The 20,367-nt window shown below is 59.9% G+C and carries 20 protein-coding genes; 13 read left to right on the forward strand and 7 right to left on the reverse strand.

All coding sequences use genetic code 11. The features are described from left to right. Positions 1-6: 6 nt before the first annotated feature. The 10 genes from murG (at position 7) to QP904_RS07795 (ending at position 8,954) form a co-directional block, all read left to right on the forward strand. Entirely contained in the window at positions 7-1,107 is a 1,101-nt protein-coding gene (murG, locus tag QP904_RS07750) for an undecaprenyldiphospho-muramoylpentapeptide beta-N-acetylglucosaminyltransferase (RefSeq protein ID WP_284835843.1), read from the forward strand. Further along, complete coding sequence (murC, locus tag QP904_RS07755; RefSeq protein ID WP_023021203.1) at positions 1,108-2,571, forward strand: UDP-N-acetylmuramate--L-alanine ligase; 1,464 nt, start codon at positions 1,108-1,110, stop codon at positions 2,569-2,571. Beyond that, positions 2,571-3,242: a cell division protein FtsQ/DivIB gene (locus QP904_RS07760; RefSeq protein WP_284835844.1), complete on the forward strand. Its 672-nt coding sequence runs from the start codon at positions 2,571-2,573 to the stop codon at positions 3,240-3,242. Before murC ends, QP904_RS07760 begins: the two co-directional genes overlap by 1 nt. A 310-nt stretch (positions 3,243-3,552) precedes the next feature. Beyond that, entirely contained in the window at positions 3,553-4,872 is a 1,320-nt protein-coding gene (ftsZ, locus tag QP904_RS07765) for a cell division protein FtsZ (protein ID WP_284835845.1), read from the forward strand. A gap of 24 nt (positions 4,873-4,896) precedes the next feature. Continuing rightward, positions 4,897-5,628 carry a peptidoglycan editing factor PgeF gene (pgeF, locus tag QP904_RS07770; RefSeq protein ID WP_284835846.1) on the forward strand — a complete coding sequence of 244 codons (732 nt, stop codon included), beginning with the start codon at positions 4,897-4,899 and terminating at the stop codon, positions 5,626-5,628. Beyond that, complete coding sequence (locus tag QP904_RS07775) at positions 5,628-6,326, forward strand: YggS family pyridoxal phosphate-dependent enzyme (protein ID WP_023021207.1); 699 nt, start codon at positions 5,628-5,630, stop codon at positions 6,324-6,326. Before pgeF ends, QP904_RS07775 begins: the two co-directional genes overlap by 1 nt. Positions 6,327-6,430: 104 nt before the next feature. Continuing rightward, complete coding sequence (locus QP904_RS07780; RefSeq protein ID WP_023021208.1) at positions 6,431-6,883, forward strand: cell division protein SepF; 453 nt, start codon at positions 6,431-6,433, stop codon at positions 6,881-6,883. Between the two features lie 76 nt (positions 6,884-6,959). Then, positions 6,960-7,253: a YggT family protein gene (locus QP904_RS07785; protein ID WP_023021209.1), complete on the forward strand. Its 294-nt coding sequence runs from the start codon at positions 6,960-6,962 to the stop codon at positions 7,251-7,253. A 204-nt stretch (positions 7,254-7,457) separates the two neighbouring features. Next, positions 7,458-8,633: a DivIVA domain-containing protein gene (locus QP904_RS07790; protein WP_200288870.1), complete on the forward strand. Its 1,176-nt coding sequence runs from the start codon at positions 7,458-7,460 to the stop codon at positions 8,631-8,633. 99 nt (positions 8,634-8,732) lie between these two features. Further along, positions 8,733-8,954: a zinc-binding dehydrogenase gene (locus QP904_RS07795; protein WP_200288871.1), complete on the forward strand. Its 222-nt coding sequence runs from the start codon at positions 8,733-8,735 to the stop codon at positions 8,952-8,954. Between the two features lie 49 nt (positions 8,955-9,003). Here QP904_RS07795 and QP904_RS07800 read toward each other — a convergent pair whose 3' ends face one another. Then, positions 9,004-10,005, reverse strand: a complete 1,002-nt coding sequence (locus QP904_RS07800; RefSeq protein WP_200288872.1) for an HNH endonuclease signature motif containing protein — start codon at positions 10,003-10,005, stop codon at positions 9,004-9,006. Positions 10,006-10,293: 288 nt separating this feature from the next. On the opposite strand from QP904_RS07800, the gene ileS reads away from it, so the two are divergent. Continuing rightward, positions 10,294-13,464, forward strand: coding sequence for an isoleucine--tRNA ligase (ileS, locus tag QP904_RS07805; protein ID WP_284835847.1), 3,171 nt, complete (start codon positions 10,294-10,296; stop codon positions 13,462-13,464). Between the two features lie 69 nt (positions 13,465-13,533). On the opposite strand, the gene QP904_RS07810 is transcribed toward ileS, so the two are convergent. From QP904_RS07810 to QP904_RS07825, 4 genes are all read right to left on the reverse strand, one after another. Next, the gene (locus QP904_RS07810) at positions 13,534-14,766 is read right to left on the reverse strand and encodes an MFS transporter (protein ID WP_248099889.1); all 1,233 of its coding nucleotides are present in this window, start codon (positions 14,764-14,766) and stop codon (positions 13,534-13,536) included. Beyond that, the gene (locus tag QP904_RS07815; protein WP_248099891.1) at positions 14,763-15,407 is read right to left on the reverse strand and encodes a GntR family transcriptional regulator; all 645 of its coding nucleotides are present in this window, start codon (positions 15,405-15,407) and stop codon (positions 14,763-14,765) included. Before QP904_RS07815 ends, QP904_RS07810 begins: the two co-directional genes overlap by 4 nt. Before the next feature lie 65 nt (positions 15,408-15,472). Beyond that, the gene (locus QP904_RS07820) at positions 15,473-16,096 is read right to left on the reverse strand and encodes a metallophosphoesterase family protein (protein ID WP_248099893.1); all 624 of its coding nucleotides are present in this window, start codon (positions 16,094-16,096) and stop codon (positions 15,473-15,475) included. Continuing rightward, positions 16,086-16,235, reverse strand: coding sequence for a hypothetical protein (locus tag QP904_RS07825; RefSeq protein WP_248099895.1), 150 nt, complete (start codon positions 16,233-16,235; stop codon positions 16,086-16,088). Before QP904_RS07825 ends, QP904_RS07820 begins: the two co-directional genes overlap by 11 nt. A 143-nt stretch (positions 16,236-16,378) precedes the next feature. Between QP904_RS07825 and QP904_RS07830 the strand changes: the two genes are divergently transcribed. Next, entirely contained in the window at positions 16,379-17,767 is a 1,389-nt protein-coding gene (locus QP904_RS07830) for a DNA polymerase IV (RefSeq protein ID WP_284798330.1), read from the forward strand. 4 nt (positions 17,768-17,771) lie between these two features. Here the strand turns inward: QP904_RS07830 and QP904_RS07835 are convergent, their stop codons facing one another. Beyond that, a complete protein-coding gene (locus QP904_RS07835; RefSeq protein WP_284835848.1) occupies positions 17,772-18,659 on the reverse strand; it encodes an asparaginase in 888 nt (295 codons plus the stop codon). 108 nt (positions 18,660-18,767) lie between these two features. On the opposite strand from QP904_RS07835, the gene QP904_RS07840 reads away from it, so the two are divergent. Continuing rightward, positions 18,768-19,418, forward strand: a complete 651-nt coding sequence (locus tag QP904_RS07840; protein WP_239207534.1) for a WKL family lipoprotein — start codon at positions 18,768-18,770, stop codon at positions 19,416-19,418. Here the strand turns inward: QP904_RS07840 and QP904_RS07845 are convergent, their stop codons facing one another. Beyond that, positions 19,419-20,360 carry a hypothetical protein gene (locus QP904_RS07845; RefSeq protein WP_086587409.1) on the reverse strand — a complete coding sequence of 314 codons (942 nt, stop codon included), beginning with the start codon at positions 20,358-20,360 and terminating at the stop codon, positions 19,419-19,421. It lies immediately after the preceding gene. Between the last annotated feature and the right edge of the window lie 7 nt (positions 20,361-20,367).

The raw sequence follows: 20,367 nt of genomic DNA on the forward strand, positions 1-20,367 counted from the left end.
TAGGCTATGAATTCCACGCCTATTTCCGTCGTCATTGCAGGTGGCGGCACTGCCGGACACATTGAACCCGCCCTTGCCGTGGGCGAAGCTTTGCGTGAGCGCCACGGCGCTCGCATCACTGCTCTCGGTACCGAAAAGGGCCTTGAGCGCGATATCATTCCCGCCCGAGGCGTGGACCTTAGACTGATTACCCCCGTGCCGATTCCGCGCAAAATCAACGCGCAGCTTTTCAAGCTACCGTTTAACCTCTCCCGCGCGGTGAGGGAGGCCAAGCAGGTACTCAAGGACGTCGAAGCAGACGTTGTCTTTGGCACCGGCGGCTACGTGGCCGGCCCAGCCTATATTGCTGCGGGTTCCCTCGGGATCCCGTTCTATGTTTTGGAAACCAATGCCTTAGCCGGAATCGCCAATAAGCTCGGCGTGAAAATGGGCGGCATCGGCCTCAACGCCCACCCGGACTCCGGAATGCCGGGTGAGGTCGTGGGCATTCCCGTGCGCCCGAGCTTGGCGGAGGACCCGGAGGGGACCCTTGCTGCAGGCGCGCGCACCAAGTGGAACTTGGCCGAGCTTCCCACCGTCCTCATTACCGGCGGCTCCCAAGGCGCAGCCAGCATCAACCGCGCGGTTGCTGGGGCAGTGGAAGACCTAGCCAAGGACTTCCAGCTCCTGCATGCTTATGGCAAGAAGAATGACGAGCCCGCAGCACATCCGAACTACGCTGCTTTGCCGTATATCGAGGATATGGGCTCGGCCCTTGCGGTAGCCGATCTCGTCGTATGCCGCTCCGGTGCTATGACCGTTGCCGAAGTATCTGCCGCAGGGCTGCCAGCGATTTACGTGCCGTTGCCGCATGGTAACGGTGAACAAGCGCTCAATTCCCGTGAAGTGGTCGAGGCGGGCGCTGCCATCCAGGTTCCCGATGCGGAGCTGACCCCTGAGCGTCTTATCTCTGAGGTGCGCGGCATTCTCGATGACCCTAAACGTCTAGCATCGATGACGCATGCCGCCGCCCACGCCAGCGCCGGCGACGTGGCCAATACCATCGCAGACCGCATCGCTGCCCGCGTGTCCGAGGCCGAAACCGCCGCCGGAAGGAAGGAAAAATAAATGACTGATCCCGCACACTACGATCTCCACCGCGTTCACCTTATCGGCATTGGTGGCTCTGGCATGTCGGGGCTGGCGCGAATTCTTGCCACGCGCGGCGCCGTGGTTACCGGTTCCGATGTAAAAGACTCCACCCCGGTGGAGGTGCTGCGCACCATGGGCGCGAAGATCGCCATCGGGCACGCTGCCGAAAACCTGCGCCTATCGGGTGAACTGCCGACCGTCGTGGTGACTTCCTTCGCTGCCATTCCGCAAGACAATCCGGAGCTAGTAGCCGCGCAGGAAAACGATATCCCCGTCATCCGCCGCTCCGATTTGCTCGCCGCATTGATGGAAGGCCACAAGCAGGTATTGCTAGCCGGCACGCACGGCAAAACGTCCACGACGTCGATGACCGTGAGTGCGATGCAACACGCAGGTCTCGATCCTTCCTTTGCCATCGGCGGCCAGCTCAATCGCGCGGGCACCAACGCCCACGGCGGCACCGGTGAGGCGTTTGTCGCCGAGGCTGATGAATCCGATGCCTCCCTGCTGCGCTACAGCCCCGATGTTGCGGTGCTGACGACCATCGAGCCCGATCACCTCGACTTCTTCCACAGCGAGGAGGCTTACTTCAAGGTCTTCGATGACTTTGCTGGCCTGGTCACCCCAGATACCGGCTATCTTGTTGTCTGCGCCGAGGATGAGCACGCCGCCCAAGCAGGCGAGCGTGCGCAGGAGCGCGGCATCAACGTCGTGGCCTATGGCGCAGCGGACAAGTCTTTTACCTCTACCGTGCCGCTGGCCGCTGAGCTGGAACGCGAGGAGACCACCGCTGAAGGGATGGACACCACCGTAAAGGTTAACCTTCCTGGCATCTCTGAAACTGTGCGCTACGAGCTGCAGATCCCGGGACACCACATGGTGCTTAACTCGATGGGTGCCTTGTTGGCTGGTGTGCTTTCCGGTGGCGCCCCGGCTGCCATTGCTGAGGGATTGGCTGATTTTAGCGGTGTGCGCCGGCGCTTTGAGTACCGGGGGAGCGTCGACAAGCAGGGAAAGCCCGTGCGCGTCTTTGATGACTATGCGCACCATCCCACCGAGGTTGCTGCAGTTCTGCGCGCCGCTCGGGCAAAGGTTGAGGCCGAAGGCCACGGCGGCCGTGTCATCGCCTGCTTCCAGCCGCACCTGTACTCGCGCACCATGGAATTCGACGCCGAGTTTGCCCAAGCGCTCTCGCTTGCCGACGCCGCCGTAGTCCTCGACATCTACGGCGCGCGCGAACAACCTGTGGAGGGAATTACCTCCCGCATCATTACCGATAAGATGCCAAGTGACATGCAGGTCATCTTCGAACCAGATTTTTCTGCCGCTGCCCGCGACGTTGTTTCGCTCGTAGAACCTGGCGATGTCGTGCTGACCATCGGTGCTGGCTCGGTAACTATGGTCGCGGCAGAAATTCTCGATGAATTGCGGGCGAGCTAGTGCGCGTATCCACCAAGCTCATTGCCGGGATCAGCGCAGTTGTCGTTGTAGTAGCGTTGATCATTGCCGTCGTAGTGTGGACGGTGCCCATCTTAAAAGTCCGCCATTTTCAGGTGGAAGGTACCCACCAGCTTGATGCCGCGCAGGTAGAGGAGGCCGCTGGGGTTGCCGAAGGAGAAAACCTCCTGCGCGTAGATGCAGGCAAGGCAGCCTCCGGTGTTGCTGGATTGGACTGGGTTGATTCGGTAACTGTCTCGCGCGATTTCCCCTCTACCTTGACTATCAATGTGGACGAACACAAGGCTGTGGCTTTTGTAAAGCGCGATAATAAGCCTTTCCTGATTGATGATAAGGGCGAGGAATTTACCTCCGCGGAGCCTCCCGCCGGCGCGGTTGAGGTTACTGGTTCTGTTGATAGCGGCTCCCGCCAAACCCAAGACGCGGTGCGCGCGATCGCTGCGTTATCGGATGACGTGCGCAACCAAGTAGGAACCCTTGATGTGGCCGATGAATACTCGCTCGTCTTTACCACTAAGGATGGCCGCCGCGTCTTTTGGGGTGCGAGCGACTCCAATGATGATGACAAGGCGCGTGCCTTTGCCACCGTGTTGAAGATGGAAGGTCGCGAGTGGAATATTTCCAACCCTGAGTTGGTGACCACCCGCGGATAGGGGACGGGTGGCCCCGGACGCATTTTTTACCCTTCTGTGGTCCCTGCAGCGCCGCTTAAGCGCGTGCGCTGCAGGGGCCTTTTTCTCTGGCACCAATGTGGGGCGGATGGTGCGGGTGTGACTAACAAAACCGCAGGTGAACAACCCTAAAGTGCAACTTGAGGGTCTCGACACGCGCAAAATGTGCGTGAAAATTACACGGCTGTCGTTAAAGATGGAAAGGAACGCGATTCGCTTTCGGCGGACCGCATTACATTCCTCGTTTAATGCACGTGCAGACTTAAAGTAGCGAAAGGTGAGACCAACTCACATGATCTCTTCCAATAACAATCTCGCGGATATCAAGGTCGTCGGCGTCGGCGGTGGCGGCGTCAACGCCGTCAACCGCATGATCGAAGAAGGCCTCAAGGGCGTTCAGTTCGTCGCCATCAACACTGACTCTCAGGCCCTCATCTTCTCTGATGCCGATACCAAGCTGGATATCGGCCGCGAGGCCACCCGCGGCCTTGGCGCCGGCGCTAACCCTGAGGTGGGCAAGACCTCCGCAGAAGATCATAAATCCGAAATCGAAGACGCCCTGCAAGGCTCCGATATGGTCTTCGTGACTGCTGGCGAAGGCGGCGGTACCGGCACCGGTGCCGCTCCGGTTGTGGCATCCATCGCGAAGAAGATGGGCGCGTTGACCGTGGGCGTTGTCACCCGTCCGTTCAAGTTCGAGGGTGCCCGCCGTACCCGCCAGGCTATGGCCGGCATCGAAGAGCTGCGTGAGGTATGCGATACGCTTATCGTTATTCCGAATGACCGCCTGATGCAGCTCGGTGGGGAAGAGCTTTCCATTGTCGAGGCTTTCCGCGCCGCCGATGAGGTGCTGCACAATGGTGTGCAGGGTATTACCAATCTGATCACCATCCCTGGCATGATCAACGTCGACTTTGCCGACGTCCGCTCCGTCATGTCCGACGCTGGTTCTGCCCTGATGGGTATCGGCTCTGCCCGCGGCGATAATCGCGCCATGACCGCTGCCGAGCAGGCCATTAATTCCCCGCTATTGGAATCGACGATGGAAGGCGCCAAGGGCGTGCTGTTGTCCATCGCCGGCGGCTCCGACCTTGGCCTGCACGAGGTTAATGCCGCGGCTTCCATGGTGGAGGAGCGCGCTGACGAAGACGTCAACCTTATCTTCGGTACCATCATCGATGACACCTTGGGTGATGAAATCCGCATCACCATCATTGCCACCGGCTTTGATGCCGAGGCCAATATGACCCAGGCCGCTGCACAACCGCAGAAGCAGCAGGAACAGCGCAAGCCAGGGTCCCTTTTTGACAATCGCCAGCGCGCGGCCGCAGAGCCCGTCACCCCGGCTCCGGCACAGCCTGGTGCGGCCGAGCCGGTACAAGATGATTACTCCCCGCGCCACTCCTACGAGCCGCGTGCCGGCCAGGAGCGGGAGCGCTACACCCCAGAGCGCCCTGCCGAGGAGCGCCGCCCAGAATCTACCGGTCTGTTCACCAATTCTGACCGTTTCTCCCGCGAGGAGCGTCGTGATGACTACCGTTTGTCTCGCCCATCCCAGCGCCGCAATGATGATGGCGACGACGATCTGGACGTGCCTTCCTTCATGCGCTAAGCGCAAAGCGCTACGCTGGTGTGCATGCCAGTAAACGAGGAACATCGCACCAAACGCCCCGTCCGCATGGTCTTTACCAGCCGTGCCGGCGGGGCGTCTGCTATTCCATATGACTCTTTTAATTTAGGGCACCATGTTGGCGATGACCCCGCCGCGGTTGCTGCGAATCGAGATCGCCTAAAACGCGTGACCGGCGTGGACGATATCGTGTGGATGGAACAACTACACACCAAGACAGTCACCGTTATCGATGGTCCACAGGATGAACCTGTGCCAGCCACCGACGCGATTGTCACCACGCAGCGCCGCCTTGGGCTGGGCGTCCTTGTTGCAGATTGCACGCCGGTTCTGCTTGTCGACGTCGCCGCTGGTGTCATCGCCGCCGCCCACGCTGGCCGCTTGGGCGCCCGCAACGGCATCATCGTCAATACCGTGCGCGAAATGGAGAAACTCGGCGCTCAGCCCGAGCGCATCCAGGTGGTTATGGGCCCAGCTGCCTCCGGCAAAAACTACGAGGTGCCGAAGGAGCTGGCTGAGGATGTAGAACGTCGGCTGCCCGGTTCGAAGACGCGGACGTCGAAAGGAACCTGGGGAATTGACGTTCGCGCAGGTTTGATCCGCCAGCTCATGGAGCTTGGCATCACCGCGATTGAATCCGATCCGCGCTGCACAATTGAAGACGAAGACTTCTTTTCCTATCGCCGCGAAGGCACGACCGGCCGCCAGGCCGGGCTGATCTGGTTGGAGGCTAACTAATGGCAGACCGTAAAGCACAGCTTCGAGAAAATCTCGCCGCTACTCGCGCCGAAATTGAACGGCTATCGGCGCAAGCAGACCGCAAGCCCCCGCAGCTACTGCCGGTGACGAAGTTTCATCCAGCTGCGGATATCGCCCTTCTTGCTGAACTCGGGGTTAGTGACGTTGCCGAAAACCGAGAGCAAGAAGCTCGCGCCAAAGCGGCTGAACTGCCACAGCTGCGCTTTCATATGATCGGCCAGATCCAGACCAAAAAGGCCAATCACGTGGCTCGTTGGGCGGCCAGCGTTCATTCGCTTGATTCCCTCAAACTTGCTCAGGCTTTGGAACGGGGTGTCGCCTTGGCAAAGGAACGAGGGGAACGCGAGAGCAACCTGCCGGTCTTTGTCCAAGTGTCTGCCGATGGCGATGACGCTCGCGGAGGCGTTTCTCGCCACGCGCTCGACGAGCTCGTCGAAGCAGTAGAAGGAAGCGAACACCTCGACTTCGCTGGCCTCATGGTAGTCCCGCCCCTCGACGCCGATGCGGGCGAGGTCTTTCGCGGTGTGCGAGATGAGGTCGACCGGCTATCTGCCGCGCTGAAGCGCCCGCTGAAATTGTCTGCTGGAATGAGCGCGGACATGGCCGAAGCAATTGCTGCGGGCAGCGATATCGTGCGTGTCGGAACCAGTATCATGGGGCCGCGGCCAGTAGGTTGAAAGCATTGCAAAAGCGCATTTCACAGCGTAAATCACATGAGTCACACTAGACACATTTTGCGCGTTTAGACTTGTACAAATTTAGGTCAGAGGGAGACCCAAAAATGTCATTCATTGATAAGACGAAGGATTTCTTCGGGCTGGGCCCGGTGGACATCGAAGAAGACGATGCCTACTACAGCGAGGAGCCGCGTTATTCCGAAAATGCCTCCTCCGCCTACGCCCCGCGCCGTGCTCCGCAGTCTTATGAGCCTGCTCCGGTGAAAGAAGAGTTTGTGCCGACCATCGTGGCTATTTCGCTGACGTCTTTCAATGACGCTGCCAAGGTGGGCGAGCCTTTCCGCGACGGCGACGCAGTGGTCTTTGAGCTTACCGACGCCGACAAGGCCACCGCAAAGCGCTTCATCGACTTCGCTGCCGGTCTCTGCTTCGGCTTGGAAGGACGCATGCTTAACCTCACCAAGGGATTGGATACCGAGCGCAAGGTCTTTTCTATCGTGCCGAAGTCTGCGGACATCGCTAGGCACGAGCTCGAGCGCGCCGCCGGCCTGCGCTAAAGCGGTAAGTTTCTCTTGACCCCCGCGGGGTGCCGATTGGGCACCTGCGGGGGTCTATTAGATAGGCTCGGTTATTGTGACACAACTCGGAATTATTCTTATCCTGCTCGTGCGGATTTATACGTGGGTTCTCATCGCCCGCATCATCATTGAGATGATTCAATCCTTCTCCCGGCAGTTTAACCCGCCACGTTGGTTTATGGTTGTGGCGGAGCCACTGTTTGTAATTACGGATCCGCCGGTAAAGGCGCTACGCCGTTTGATCCCGCCGCTCCAGATGGGCGGGGTGGCCCTCGACGTATCGGTGCTCGTGCTATTTATTTTGCTTTCGATACTTACACGAATCTTGCAAATCGTATTTTTCGGTTAGCACCCCCGTCGCCTCGCAACCTGTGGTAAACGTTGAGACTCGGCGGGGCGTCGATTATTGTGGTCGTTTGGTTACGATAAATCGCGATAACCCGTATTATGAACCACATGTACCTTTGTGGGGAAGGTTTAGTTAGACCTGAACCGCAGCTCCTAAGGCCCTGGAACCTCCGGGGTTGTATCAACCTGAAGGGGAAGAGAAGACATGCCACTGTCACCAGCTGATGTTCACAACGTCGCGTTCAGCAAGCCGCCCATTGGCAAGCGCGGCTACAACGAAGACGAGGTGGATCAGTTCCTCGACCTCGTAGAGGATGCGCTTGCCCAGCTGCAGGATGAGAACGAAGATCTACAGGCACAGGTCAGCGATCTCAACTCTCAGGCCAAGGCGGGCGCTGGCGCCGGTGCCGCTGGTACCGCAACGGCAGCGTCCACTCGTACCGATGAGGCTGCACTGCGCAAGGAGATTGAGGCCAAGCTGCGCGCCGAGTACGAAACCAAGCTGGCGGACTCCAAGTCCGAGCTGTCCCGCGCTAAGGAAGAAACCAAGAAGGCACGCGAGCAGGTAAAGGCAGCCCAGGCGGAGGCATCCAAGGCACAGGAGACCGGCTCTGCCGCCGCTTCCGCTTCTGCAGACCTGAAGGCCGCCCGCAATGAGGCAGCACAGGCAAAGAAGGAAGCCGAGGCAGCTCGTGCAGAGGCTGCACAGGCAAAGAAGGACCTTGAGGCTTCCAAGAAGGAAAATGATGAGCTGAAGAAGTCCGCTTCCGCAGCTGGTTCTTCCAAGGCCGGCGTTGCAGCTGCAGGCCTTGCAGGCGCTGGTGCAGCTCAGGCTGCAGATGGTCTGGCTACCCCAGAAACCCACATGCAGGCCGCTCGCGTTCTGGGTCTGGCACAGGAGATGGCAGACCGCCTGACCTCCGAGGCTCGTGCGGAGTCCGAGTCCATGCTGTCGGAGGCACGCACCGCCGCCGAGAAGCAGCTGACCGACGCAGACTCTCGTTCCAAGGCGCAGCTTGCCGACGCCCAGAAGAAGTACGATGCCCAGCTGCAGGACGCGGATTCCCGCTCCAAGAAGCTGGTGTCTGACGCCGAGGCTAAGGCAAAGCAGACCGAGTCCGATGCGTCCTCCCGTGCTGAGGCACAAATCCGTCAGGCTGAGGAGAAGGCTGCTTCCTTGCAGGCCGATGCTGAGCGCAAGCACACCGAGGTTATGAACACGGTCAAGCAGCAGCAGACCGCACTGGAGGCTCGTATCTCCGAGCTGCGTACCTTCGAGCGCGAGTACCGCACTCGCCTGAAAACCTTGCTCGAGTCTCAGCTGGAAGAGCTGGCTACTCGCGGCACCGCCGCACCGAACGGCGAAGCTGGCAATAACTAAGCCACCGCGTTCTCTCTAGCGCCCCCGCCACCGCTGCGGGGGCGCTATTGTTGTTTTAGACCGTGGTGCCCTATCCCGACCTAACCGAAAGGAACCATTGTGCTTGTTGCCGCCTTAGTTCTCGCCCTCGTGGCATTCGTAGCCTTGGTCAACTTCGTCATCTCGGGTGCCGACTGGTCGCTGTATATCGTCTTCGCCGCCGCTGGCCTCGGTCTGGTGTGCTTTATTCTGGATTGGGCGCATAAGCATCGCAGCGATAAAGCCCGGGCAGCACAACACCCTGAGCAAGATTCCTTGCGCGAGGCTTTACGCGAGAACTAAAATAGCACGCCAAAAAGGCGCTCGAGGCGCCTTATTTCGCGGTCTTGTCTTAGCAGTCAGGGGGCTGCCACCGAATCTGCCCATTCGTGCGGCTAAGTCGCCCGCGTAGCGGTGGGGCATTGGGATCGTCATCGTTGGCTCCATTGTGGTAGGCGCAGGCTGTGGATAAGTTTGCGATATTGGTCAATCCACCGTGTAGCCAGGGTTCCAAATGGTGAATTTGGCATTCGTCGGCTGGCTTAGCGCACCGCGGCCACGGGCACACAGGATTTTCTGCACCCGCCATCAATCGCTGTTTAGCATTGGCGAAGCGCTCCGTGCGATACAGGTTCACCGCGCCTTCGTAGGGGCTGACCAGCGTGATGAGTCCATGTTCCTTTAACGTGCGGCGCAAGTATTGCGCACCCGAAAGCGTTGCCCCGTTTGTCATCTGCAGGGTGATTTCCTCACCGTCACCGTTGACGATGCGTACGTAATCTTCCAGTCGCACGATGACATTGGTTACTACGGTGCTCCGTTGCGCGCTATCGTCCCCGAAGAAGGTATCTTCCACCACCTCTAGCGGCTTTTTATTCTGGTTTTCTACCGCTGCGTGCAAATCCGCGATAAACGAAGACGATCCATCGATCGCAAGCGTCCACGGAGCATCTTTGCGTCGGATGATGCGCACGCCCGGTTTCACAGTGCGCTTTTTCTTCGGGACTTTGGACTGAGCCAGCTTCTCCAGCGCCCCTGCTGTGGCCTTGGTGGTGCAGAGTTGTTCGCGGAGAACCCAGGCGTCGAAAAGCGTAGGCATTTTCCGCGCATACTTTTCAATGATGGATAAGGCAACAATGGAATGCCCATTGTGCTGGGCGCCTTCGATAGCGCGGCGACGTTTCCCCGTGAACTTGGTCGTGCCGCAGTATGCTTCCTTTAACAAGGCCAGCTCGCGGGCAGTCTTTTCGGCAGCGCCCCGTGCGCAGAGGTCGTCCTCAGACATGCCTGCGCACCCAAGGACGATGTCCATCCCAGGTGCCATGGCTGCGAGGTAAGTATCTAGCGCGTTCACGACTCACAATTTATTGCCCCGCGCAAGCCCCCACAAGGGAAAATTTTTAGCCTGTGGATAACTTATTGTGCACGAAGATTCTGGGGCGCTATACTTTGTGCTACATGCAGTGATCCGGCCATCACCGGGGAGCAATTCAGAAGAACAGCCAGTGCGGCCTAGTAGAACTGAACGGGTGGGACCGTCAACTCCTTCACCGAAACGAAGCGGAGCCTTCGGGCTCAAGCAGGGTGGTACCGCGAGCCTGACAGGCGCGTCCCTGCACCGAGTGATGAGTGAAGGATTGTAATGGCGAAAAAGATTTACCCCAAGGTTGACATGACCGGAGGCTCAAGTCGCTTCCCGGATATGGAAGAGGAAGTTCAGAAGTACTGGAAGCAGGATGATACCTTCCAGGCTTCGCTAGAAAAGACAAAGGATTGCCCAGAATACATCTTCTATGATGGCCCTCCCTTTGCTAATGGCTTGCCGCACTATGGTCACCTGTTGACCGGTTATGTAAAAGATATCGTTCCGCGCTATCGCACCATGGCTGGCAATTACGTGCCTCGTGTCTTCGGCTGGGATACCCACGGTCTGCCCGCCGAGCTGGAAGCGGAAAAGCAGCTGGGTATTACTGATAAAGCGCAGATCGAGGACATGGGCTTGGAAAAGTTCAATGAATACTGCGCAAAGTCCGTGTTGGAATACACCGACGAGTGGGAAGAATACGTCAACCGCCAGGCCCGCTGGGTGGATTTTGACAACGGCTACAAGACCATGGACATCAACTACATGGAATCGGTCATGTGGGCGTTCAAGGAGCTTTATGACAAAGGCCTGATCTACAAGGGATTCCGCGTCCTTCCTTACTCTTGGGCAGAGCATACTTCTCTGTCCAACCAGGAGACCCGACTGGATGACTCCTATAAGATGCGTCAGGACCCGACCCTGACGGTTACCTTCCCTGTGGACGGCGCTCGTGAGGGAAGCGCGGCAGAAAAGACACTGGCGGAGCACCCCGCGCTTGCCGACGCCTCCTTCCTCGCCTGGACCACCACCCCCTGGACCTTGCCTTCTAATGAGGCATTGGCGGTTCACCCAGAGGTCTCTTACGTGCTCTTTAGGGCCACCGAGGGCGATTTTTCCGGTCGTACCTTCATCATGGCGGAAAACCTGCTGGCTACCTTGGAAAAGGAACTAGGTGAGGCCGAGGTACTGGAGACCTTCACCGGCGCGCAGCTCGAGGGCTTTACCTATGAGCCGATCTTTGGTTTCTTCCCGGATTTGCGCAATGCTTACCAGGTATTGGTCGCTGATTATGTCACTACCGAGGATGGCACCGGCGTGGTTCACCAGGCTCCGGCGTTTGGTGAAGACGATATGAATACCACTAACCAGTACGATATCGAGCTGGTTATCCCAGTGGACGAGGACGGCAAGTTCACCTCGCAGGTACCGCCGTATGAGGGACAGCTGGTTTTTGATGCCAATAAGGACATCATCAAGGACTTGAAGGCCGCTGGGCGAGTGGTGCGCCACGTGACCATCGAGCACTCTTACCCGCATTCGTGGCGCTCGGGTGAGCCGCTAATCTACATGGCTCTGCCAGCCTGGTTTGTGAAGGTAACCGAGTTCCGCGATCGCATGGTGGAGCTCAACCACAATGAGATCGAGTGGCTGCCGGAGCACATTCGGGACGGTCAGTTTGGCAAGTGGCTCGAGGGTGCGCGCGACTGGAATATCTCGCGTACCCGCTACTGGGGTGCGCCTATCCCGGTGTGGATGTCCGATGATGACAATTACCCACGCATGGATGTCTACGGCTCCTTGGATGAGCTGGAGCGTGACTTCGGCGTCCGCCCGGAGTCCCTGCACCGCCCTCACATCGATGAGTTGGTGCGCCCGAACCCGGACGATCCAACCGGCAAGTCTATGATGCGTCGCGTGCCGGACGTATTGGACTGCTGGTTCGAGTCCGGCTCGATGCCGTTCGCGCAGAAGCACTACCCCTTCGAGAATAAAGAGTGGTTTGAAACCCACTCGCCGTCTGACTTCATCGTGGAGTACTCCGGTCAAACGCGTGGCTGGTTCTATGTGATGCACGCGCTGTCCACCGCGCTGTTTGATCGTCCGGCATACAAGAAGGTCGTAGCCCATGGCATCGTGCTGGGCAACGATGGCCTCAAGATGTCCAAGTCCAAGGGCAATTATCCAAACGTCAATGAAGTCTTTGACCGTGACGGTTCGGATGCCATGCGCTGGTTCCTGATGTCTTCGCCTATCCTGCGCGGTGGCAACCTCATCGTGACCGAGCAGGGCATCCGCGAGGGCGTGCGCCAGGCTATCTTGCCTATTTGGAACGCCTATACTTTCCTGCAGCTCTACGCGGAAAAAGAAGCCAAGTTCGACACCACCTCTACGCATGTTTTGGACCGCTATATCTTGGCCAAAACCCACGATGTCGTAGCTAAGGTGGACGCGGCGCTTGCCGATACCGATATCGCTACGGCAACCGAAGAGGTACGCCTGTTTGCAGACGTTTTGACCAACTGGTACGTGCGTCGCTCGCGCGAGCGATTCTGGGAGGGCGAGGAAGCCCATCCTGAGGCCTTCAATACCTTGTACACCGTGTTGGAAACTGTGACTCGCGTGGTCGCGCCGCTTTTGCCGCACGTGGCGGAAGTTATCTACCGCGGGCTAACCGGCGAGCGTTCTGTGCACTTGGCGGATTTCCCGCAGGCCGCGGATTACCCAGCCGATGCAGATCTGGTGTCTGCGATGGATGCGACCCGTGCGGTGGCCTCGGCGGCATCGTCGGTGCGCAAGTCCAATAAGTTGCGCAACCGGTTGCCGCTGCCGAAGCTGACGGTGGCTCTTGCAGGGGCACAGCGTTTGGCGGACTTTGCCGATATCATTCGCGACGAGGTCAACGTTAAGGAAGTTGAGCTTACCGATGATGTCGATTCGGTGGGCACCTTCCAGGTAGTCTGCAACGCCAAGGTCGCCGGCCCGCGCTTGGGCAAGGACGTGCAGCGCGCCATCAAGAACCTCAAGGCGGGCAATTATGAGCGCCGCGGCGATGAGGTCGTGGTTGACGGCGATATTGTGCTTGGTCCGGATGAGTACACGGAGCGCCTCCAGGCAGCGAACCCGAAGTCGACCGCGCGTATCGAAGGGCTCGATGGCCTTGTGGTACTCGATACTGAAGTGACCGAAGAGCTCGAGGCTGAAGGCTGGGCGGCGGACGTTATCCGTGGCCTCCAGGATGCCCGCAAGGCTTCTGGGTTCGAGGTCTCGGATCGCATCGCGGCCGTACTTGCCGTACCGGAGGCGAAGAAGGCATGGGCTGAGCGTCACGCCGACCATATAGCCGGTGAAGTACTCGCCACCGACTTCCAAGTGACCACCGAGGCGCTTGATGGCGAGGGCGTGCACGAGGTGGTTAAGGGGGTTAGCGCTACCGTCGTCAAGCAGTAGCGCGCTAGCTGCCACCTAAAAATAATTGCCCAGCCGGCGTGGCTGGGCAATTTTTATGAGTGATAGGACTTAGCGGACTGGACCGGGCAGGTGAGCGCGCCAGCCGAGGACCGCGTTAACTAGGCAGCACAGTGCAAGCACGGCGCCAATGAGGAATAGGGTGGTAAAGCCGAGCAGCGGGGCGAGCGCGCTGAAGGCCATGGGGATAAAGAAGCCGGTGTAGGACACCGAGTAGTACACGGCGGTGAGGCCAGCGAGTTCTTCAGGGCGGGCGATGCGCTGGACCTCGGATAGACCGGCGACAAGGGCTAGGCCATATCCTGCACCCATGACGGCTGCGCCGGCGATACCGAGCGGCAGCGAACGGGTACTAGAGGCAACCGCACCGAGGATGGTGCCTACGGTGATAACTCCCATTGCCACCGCGGAAGCACGGGCGGACCGGCTGGTGTCAATGACCTTGCCGAGCATTTGGACGCCAACGCCGCAGCCCAAGGTGATAACAGTCATGAGGCCGGAGAAAGCAATGGGTGCTTCACTGGCAGACTTGGACAAAAGTTGGGGCAAGAGCGCGTAGGCGGCACCAGCGCAGCCGAAGACCCACGGTGCTACCGGCAAGACGATGCGCACGAAGCGGCGGTGTGCTGCGGAGGGAATGTGCAGCATGCGCAGCATGTCGCGGATGCTCAAGTCAAGGAAGGTGTCTTTTACCGTAGCGCCACGTGGCGGGCGAGTCTCCGGTGTCTTCATCAACCAGATAGCGGTGGCGACGGTGAGCAGGATGTGCAGGATATAGGCTAGGTGGGTAGGCCATGGCCCCCACTGGGCCAGCACCGAGGCGAGGCCAGCCCCGATGAGGAAACCGAGGGTCAGGCACATCGAAGCGTGGCGCGGTCCAGCGGCGGGGTCGCCGCCGGCGCGGGTGATAAGCTCCGCCACCCACGTGGAGCCGACCGCCATGACGATGCCTAGAGCTAAGCCACACATGATGCGGCCCACGGCGATGACGAGTGGCTCGTTCGGTGCGATGGATAGAAGGAAGGAACCTAGAAGCGATAGTGGTGCGGCAGGCAGCATCGTGGGGCGGCGGCCGATGTAGTCAGAAAGCGGGCCAGAGATAAGCAGTGCAGGCACGATGCCGAGCACATAAGCGGCTAGGAGCCCGTTGACGGTGACCTGCGAGAAGTGTGATTGCTCGCGGTACATAACTAGGAGAGGGGTGAACTCATTGCCTCCCCACGCCACGGCAACCATGCTGCCGGCGACGGGAAACCATGAGTGTTTGGCAAACTTTTCGGTCATAGTTGATTCCTCGAGTTGGTTAGGTGGGTATCCAATGCAGAAAGGTAGGCGTCGAGGTCGCCGGTGCGGAGGGCATCGGCAAGCGTGCGGTGCTGATCCACGAAGGTGCGGGCGCGGGCCACGTTGCGGCCAATGGCTGTGGCGGTAAAACGCTGTTGGCGCTCGCGCAACTGGTGTCCCAGTCCCGCCAGCAGGCTATTCGCCCCGCCATCCATGATGATCTGGTGGAAACGTGCGTCCAGCTGGGCATAGGCGCGTAGGTCTGCGCCATCCAACGCCGTGTCTTGTTCCGTGATGGTCGCGTCTAGCTGATCAGCGATGTCCGCGCGCTCGGCATCAGGCATGGCGCAGATTTTCTCAGCGCAGTGCCTGTCTACGAGTAAGCGCGCCTCATAAACCTCGCGGATTTCCTGCGGGCTAATCGGCACGATAAGTGCACCTCGCCTGGGATAGAGCTGGAGGAAGCCTTCGACCTCTAGGCGCAGGAAAGCCTCGTGCATTGGGGTGCGACTAATCCCCATCTCGGTAGCCAGGGAGGCCTCGGAAAGCATCTGCGAGGGCTCGAAGGAGCCGTCGATGATCTTCTCTTTGACGAAGTCATAGGCGCGCTCCGCAGCGGGCTGCATTCGTTCATTGGACATGCATCCATCTTGCATACAAGCTTGCATGCAAGCAAGCGTGAAGGTGTACTTTGTGGGGAACGAATCTAGTTAGGCAATCGTGTGACGTGGCACGTATCGGGGTCGAAGAGTAAGCCGTTGCCCATGCCGACCCAGCCGATGAAGGGGGCGTCGGCAAGCGTGAGCGGCGAATGTACATGTCCAAGGATCCAGGCGTCGGCACCGCAAGCCCGTAGCTGGTCTACAGAAAGTGGTAGACAGATGGCGTGGGAAAACTCGCCGGTGACGGAGGAGTGCAGGAGGCCAAGAAAGGGTGCGTCGCTGGGTCGCGGCGGAAGCTGGAGGCGGCGCAGGTCCGGATCGGTTGCGGCCGCTGCGCTAAGCACTGTGGTCTCCCCAATCTGAAAGGTATGTACTTGCGTGCTATGCACGGTGACCTCGGGCGGGAAGTCTAGCTCATGGTGAGTATCGTGATTTCCGGAAATGAAGTGGACTTCGTTGAAAAGCTCGACAGCACGGTCCAAAACGGTGCGGACCTGGGGCACACACTCGCTCGCTGTGGCATTACGGTCGATGATATCGCCTAGGCACACGCACGCCGTAGCACCGCTATTGGCGGCAGCCTCAAGTTCTTGAAGGGCCCAGCGCAGTCCAGGGGAGTCAGGGTGGCCTAGGTGCAGATCGGCAAAGACAAAGATGCTAGCGGGCATGTGCGGTCTTTCGGGTGCGCCACCACGTGCTAGCTACCAAGTCAACGGTGGACTTGCCGCGGAGATTGGTCTCGGGGCAGGCCTTATTGCCGGCGAATTCGCGCTTTCTGCCGCGCAAGACTACGTGTGGTGAGTTCATATCTAGAAAATGCCTTCCTTAAAAAGGACCCGTAAAAGATAAAACCGTGACATTGCAGGGGAGTGGCCCGAAGATGGAAAGCAATCAAAGCTTTAATTAACGGCACATAAACGCTCTGGGGGACGCCTATTAGACTGGGCTGCATGCAACGCTGGGTTCTACACATCGACATGGACGCATTTTTCGCCTCCGTCGAGCAGCTGACCCGGCCTACGCTGCAGGGGCGCCCGGTTTTGGTGGGCGGTACCAGCGGGCGCGGCGTGGTGGCAGGCGCCTCCTACGAGGCGCGCGTGTACGGTGCGCATTCGGCCATGCCGATGTACCGCGCGCAGCAGCTCGTTGGGCTGCGCGCGGTAGTGGTGCAGCCGCGCCGAGTGGTCTATTCCGCTGCCTCGCGCCGGGTATTCGACATCATCGCGCAACACGTGGAGGTCATCGAGCAACTTTCCATCGACGAGGCCTTTATGGAACCCGCCGCCCTGCAAGGCGCGAGCGCGGATGAGGTCAAGCGCTGGGCGGATGAATTGCGCGCGCTCATCCGTAAGGAGACGGGGCTGCCGTGCTCCATCGGTGCGGGTTCGGGTAAGCAATTTGCCAAGATTGGCTCAGGCGAGGCGAAACCCGATGGCACCTTCGTCATCCCGGCCGAGCGCCAGCTTGAGATGTTGCACCCGCTTGCGGTGAACAAGCTATGGGGAGTCGGCCCAGTGACCGGCGCGAAGCTGAATTCCATTGGGGTGGAAACCATTGGACAGCTCGCGGCGATGACGCGCAAGGAAGTGGAGATTTCTATCGGCAGCGTGGTAGGTCTGCAGCTGTGGCAGCTGGCCCGCGGTATTGATGACCGAGAGGTAGCGCCGCGCGCTATTTCTAAGCAGATTTCTACCGAGCACACCTACCCGAAGGATTTGCTAACCGTGCCGGAGGTCGATGCAGCTATAGCCCGCGCGGCGGAGGGCGCGCACCGCCGGCTGCTCAAGGACGGGCGTGGCGCACGCACCGTGACGGTGAAGCTGCGCATGGCGGACTTTCACATCGAGTCACGCTCAACTACCTTGCCGTACGCGACTGACGACGCCGCCGTGCTCACCGCCGCCGCTTTCAAGCTCGCCCGCTATCCCGATGAGCTCGGGCCCATTCGCTTAGTGGGAGTAAGCTATTCCGGGTTAGAAACCGCCCGCCAGGACGTGCTCTTCCCGGAATTGGACCGCGAAATCGTGCGGCCCGCACCGGCAGATACGGACTATGAAACCGGGGTGAGCGATGACGTTACGCCGCCAGTACCGACACCGACGGTGACGGTGGAAGAAGAAACCGATAACCAGTGGCACGCAACGCAGGACGTATTCCACCCCGAATACGGCCACGGCTGGATTCAGGGCGCCGGGCATGGGGTAGTGAGCGTGCGCTTTGAAACCCGTGCCACGGGGCCCGGCCGTACCAAGTCATTCGCGGCCGATGACCCCGCGCTCGTGCCGGCGGATCCGCTCGACTCGCTTGATTGGCAGGATTGGCTCACCGCCGAAGACTAAGCATTTACTGTCGGAATAGCTCAGCTGGGTCGGTGCCAGTGGCCAGTGCCGCTGCCAGCAAGATTCGCGCCTGGCTCGGGCGGAAAGACCCGGCGTTAATAGCGCCCAGTTTCCCAAGGCTCGCGCCACCGCCGTCGCCGCCGTAGGCCAGCGCAGTTGGGCCGTAGGGCGTGCGGGTAGAAATGACGACGGGGAGGCCGGCGCGGAGGGCGTCGGCAAGCGCGCGGCCCATGTCCTCGCCCATATTGCCCGAGCCCATGGCCTCGATAATGAGGCCGCCGGTAGGGGAATTGGCGGCGGCATCAACCAGCAGGCGCCCGGCCCCCGGATAGGCTGGGATGATCTCCACCGGATGCGGCGCCAGCGGGGCAGGAGCTAGGCGCGGCGTAGTGCCTGGGACTCCTAAGGATTCAAACCCGTGCAGGTCACTAGTGTGCCACTTGCGCGCACCGCGCGCCGGAATGCTCGCTCCCCCAAAGCAGAGGAATACCCCGGCGCGCCCGCTGGCTGCAAGATCGCGGGCATCGCGCAGGTTGCTAGGGCCGTCCGCCGCGGGGTGATCGTGGGAACGCTGCGCACCAGTAAGCACGATGGGCTTTGCACCGCTACAGAAAATCTCCAGTGCCAACGCGGTCTCTTCCATCGAGTCGGTGCCATGGGCGATGATTACACCGTCGATGTCCTCCCGCGACGTTTGGGAATTAACCACCGCAATGAGCTCATCGAGGTCCGCCAAAGTGATAGAGGAGGAGTCGAGCTGCCGAAACTCCACTACCACGGCGTCGATATCTGCGGCTAGGGTCGCGCCGGAGACGGTGGGAACAAGGGAACCATCGGCCGCGGTGGTACACGCTATTGTGCCGCCGGTGGCGATCAAAGCAATTCGGGTCATGTACCTAAGGTTAAAGAAATCCGCGTCCACGCGGCGGGCGCAATCCGGAATAGGGTGGTGCAGCTGTAAACTGATGGGAGTTTGGACCCCACACGTGAGGAGTTAGAAGTGAAATTCCGCAAGTTTAGCGCCGCGTGCCTCGCACTGACCGCGGCTACCGCCCTGGCCGCCTGCTCTTCCGACGATGAGCAGGACAATTCCGCCGCCGCCAACACCGAGGCACAGGAATCCGCTTCCTCGGACGGCGATTCCGCCGCCCCCGCGCTGCCGTCCCCGGCCGACCTAAACGCAATTTTGGCCAAGGCCACCGACCCCAATGCCTCCGAGCAAGAAAAGACCTCCACCGTGCAAGGCGGCGAGACCGCGCCGGAAATCTTTGACACTATGGCAAAGTCCAAGGCGGAATCCGGCGCTGAATTCGAGGTCGTGGATCCTGTACTGCCGGGCTATGACCCGCAGTCCGTGCTTACCACCGTGAACTTCACCACCGCTGACGGCCAGCAGCAGACCGCGGAACAGGTGGAGTTTGTGTATGAAAATGGCACCTGGAAGCTTTCCAAGGCGTGGGCTTGCACGCTTATTCAAAATACGGTGCCGCCAGAGCAGGTTCCAGAAATGTGTGCCGACACTGGCGCCGGCGCCTCCGCACCTGCCCCGGCTCCGGCCGAGGGCGACGGTGCACCCGCGGAAGGCGATGCCCCCGCTGCCGGTGCCGAGCAGGCCCCGGCAGAGGCTCCTGTAGAAGCCCCGGCCGAGTAACTAGGAAAAGTTCAGCTCCGTCAGGCTCGACTGCACCACGCGCAGCTCCGAGCCGGTGGCACCATAAATGACCTTAGTGTCGAAAGACACGTCACCGTCTACGGGCAGCGGCTTGCTCAAATCCACCGTGATGCTGCCCTTGGACTTGGTGCTGGAATCTAAAACCTTGAGCTCTTTGTTCTCCAGCTCCGTGCCTTGGGCCTGGCCTTCAAAGGACAGTGCGCCTAGCGAGGGCCGCTGTTCTACCTCTACGTTTAGTTTCACTCGGTCGCCATCGATGGAATCGACCGTATAGCGCGTGGTCTGCAGCAGGGTAGACTCGCCGGTCACGCGCGAATCCACCGACCAGCTCGCGCCCTTGCCCACCTCCTCGGTAGGGAAAACTACGGGTAGGGCCGTCAGCTTCATAATCGCCTGTTCGACGGAGCCGCGGGCATCATCCGTGGCATTCTGGGGCGCAGCTAAGCGCAGCGAATTCATCTGGCCGGTGTCCTGGCCACGCCAGCCAAATTGGAATCCCTCCGCCGAGGAGACGTCTTTATCTCCGGTAGATTCTGGAGTTCCGGCCGTGACGAAGGCATTGCGGCTGGCTGGTAGCTGGTCTTCGACGTCCTCGCTGGCCTTTTCTACCTTGGCCGATAGCGGCAGGGTAGTAGTGGTGGAATCGACGTCGGAGGCCTGAAACTTCTCAGCTGCGGACTTTTTGAGCAGGTCCTGCGCAAAGCCCTCGGTAACGCGGTAGTTTAGGTCCTGCGTGGAGTCGATATCGCGGTATTCCAGGAGTTTTTTCTCTCCGGTTCCGGGATTGTCCACGGTGACGCGTGGGGCGTCGATAGTCAGGCCTACGGGTTGTTCCACCGCCGGGCCTGGCTTTTCAGAGGAACACGCCGTAAGCGCTACGGCGGCTGTGGTCAGGGCTGCAAAAACTTTGACTCGAAACACGCTTACC

The organism is Corynebacterium nasorum (assembly GCF_030229765.1).
GTDB lineage: Bacteria > Actinomycetota > Actinomycetes > Mycobacteriales > Mycobacteriaceae > Corynebacterium > Corynebacterium kefirresidentii.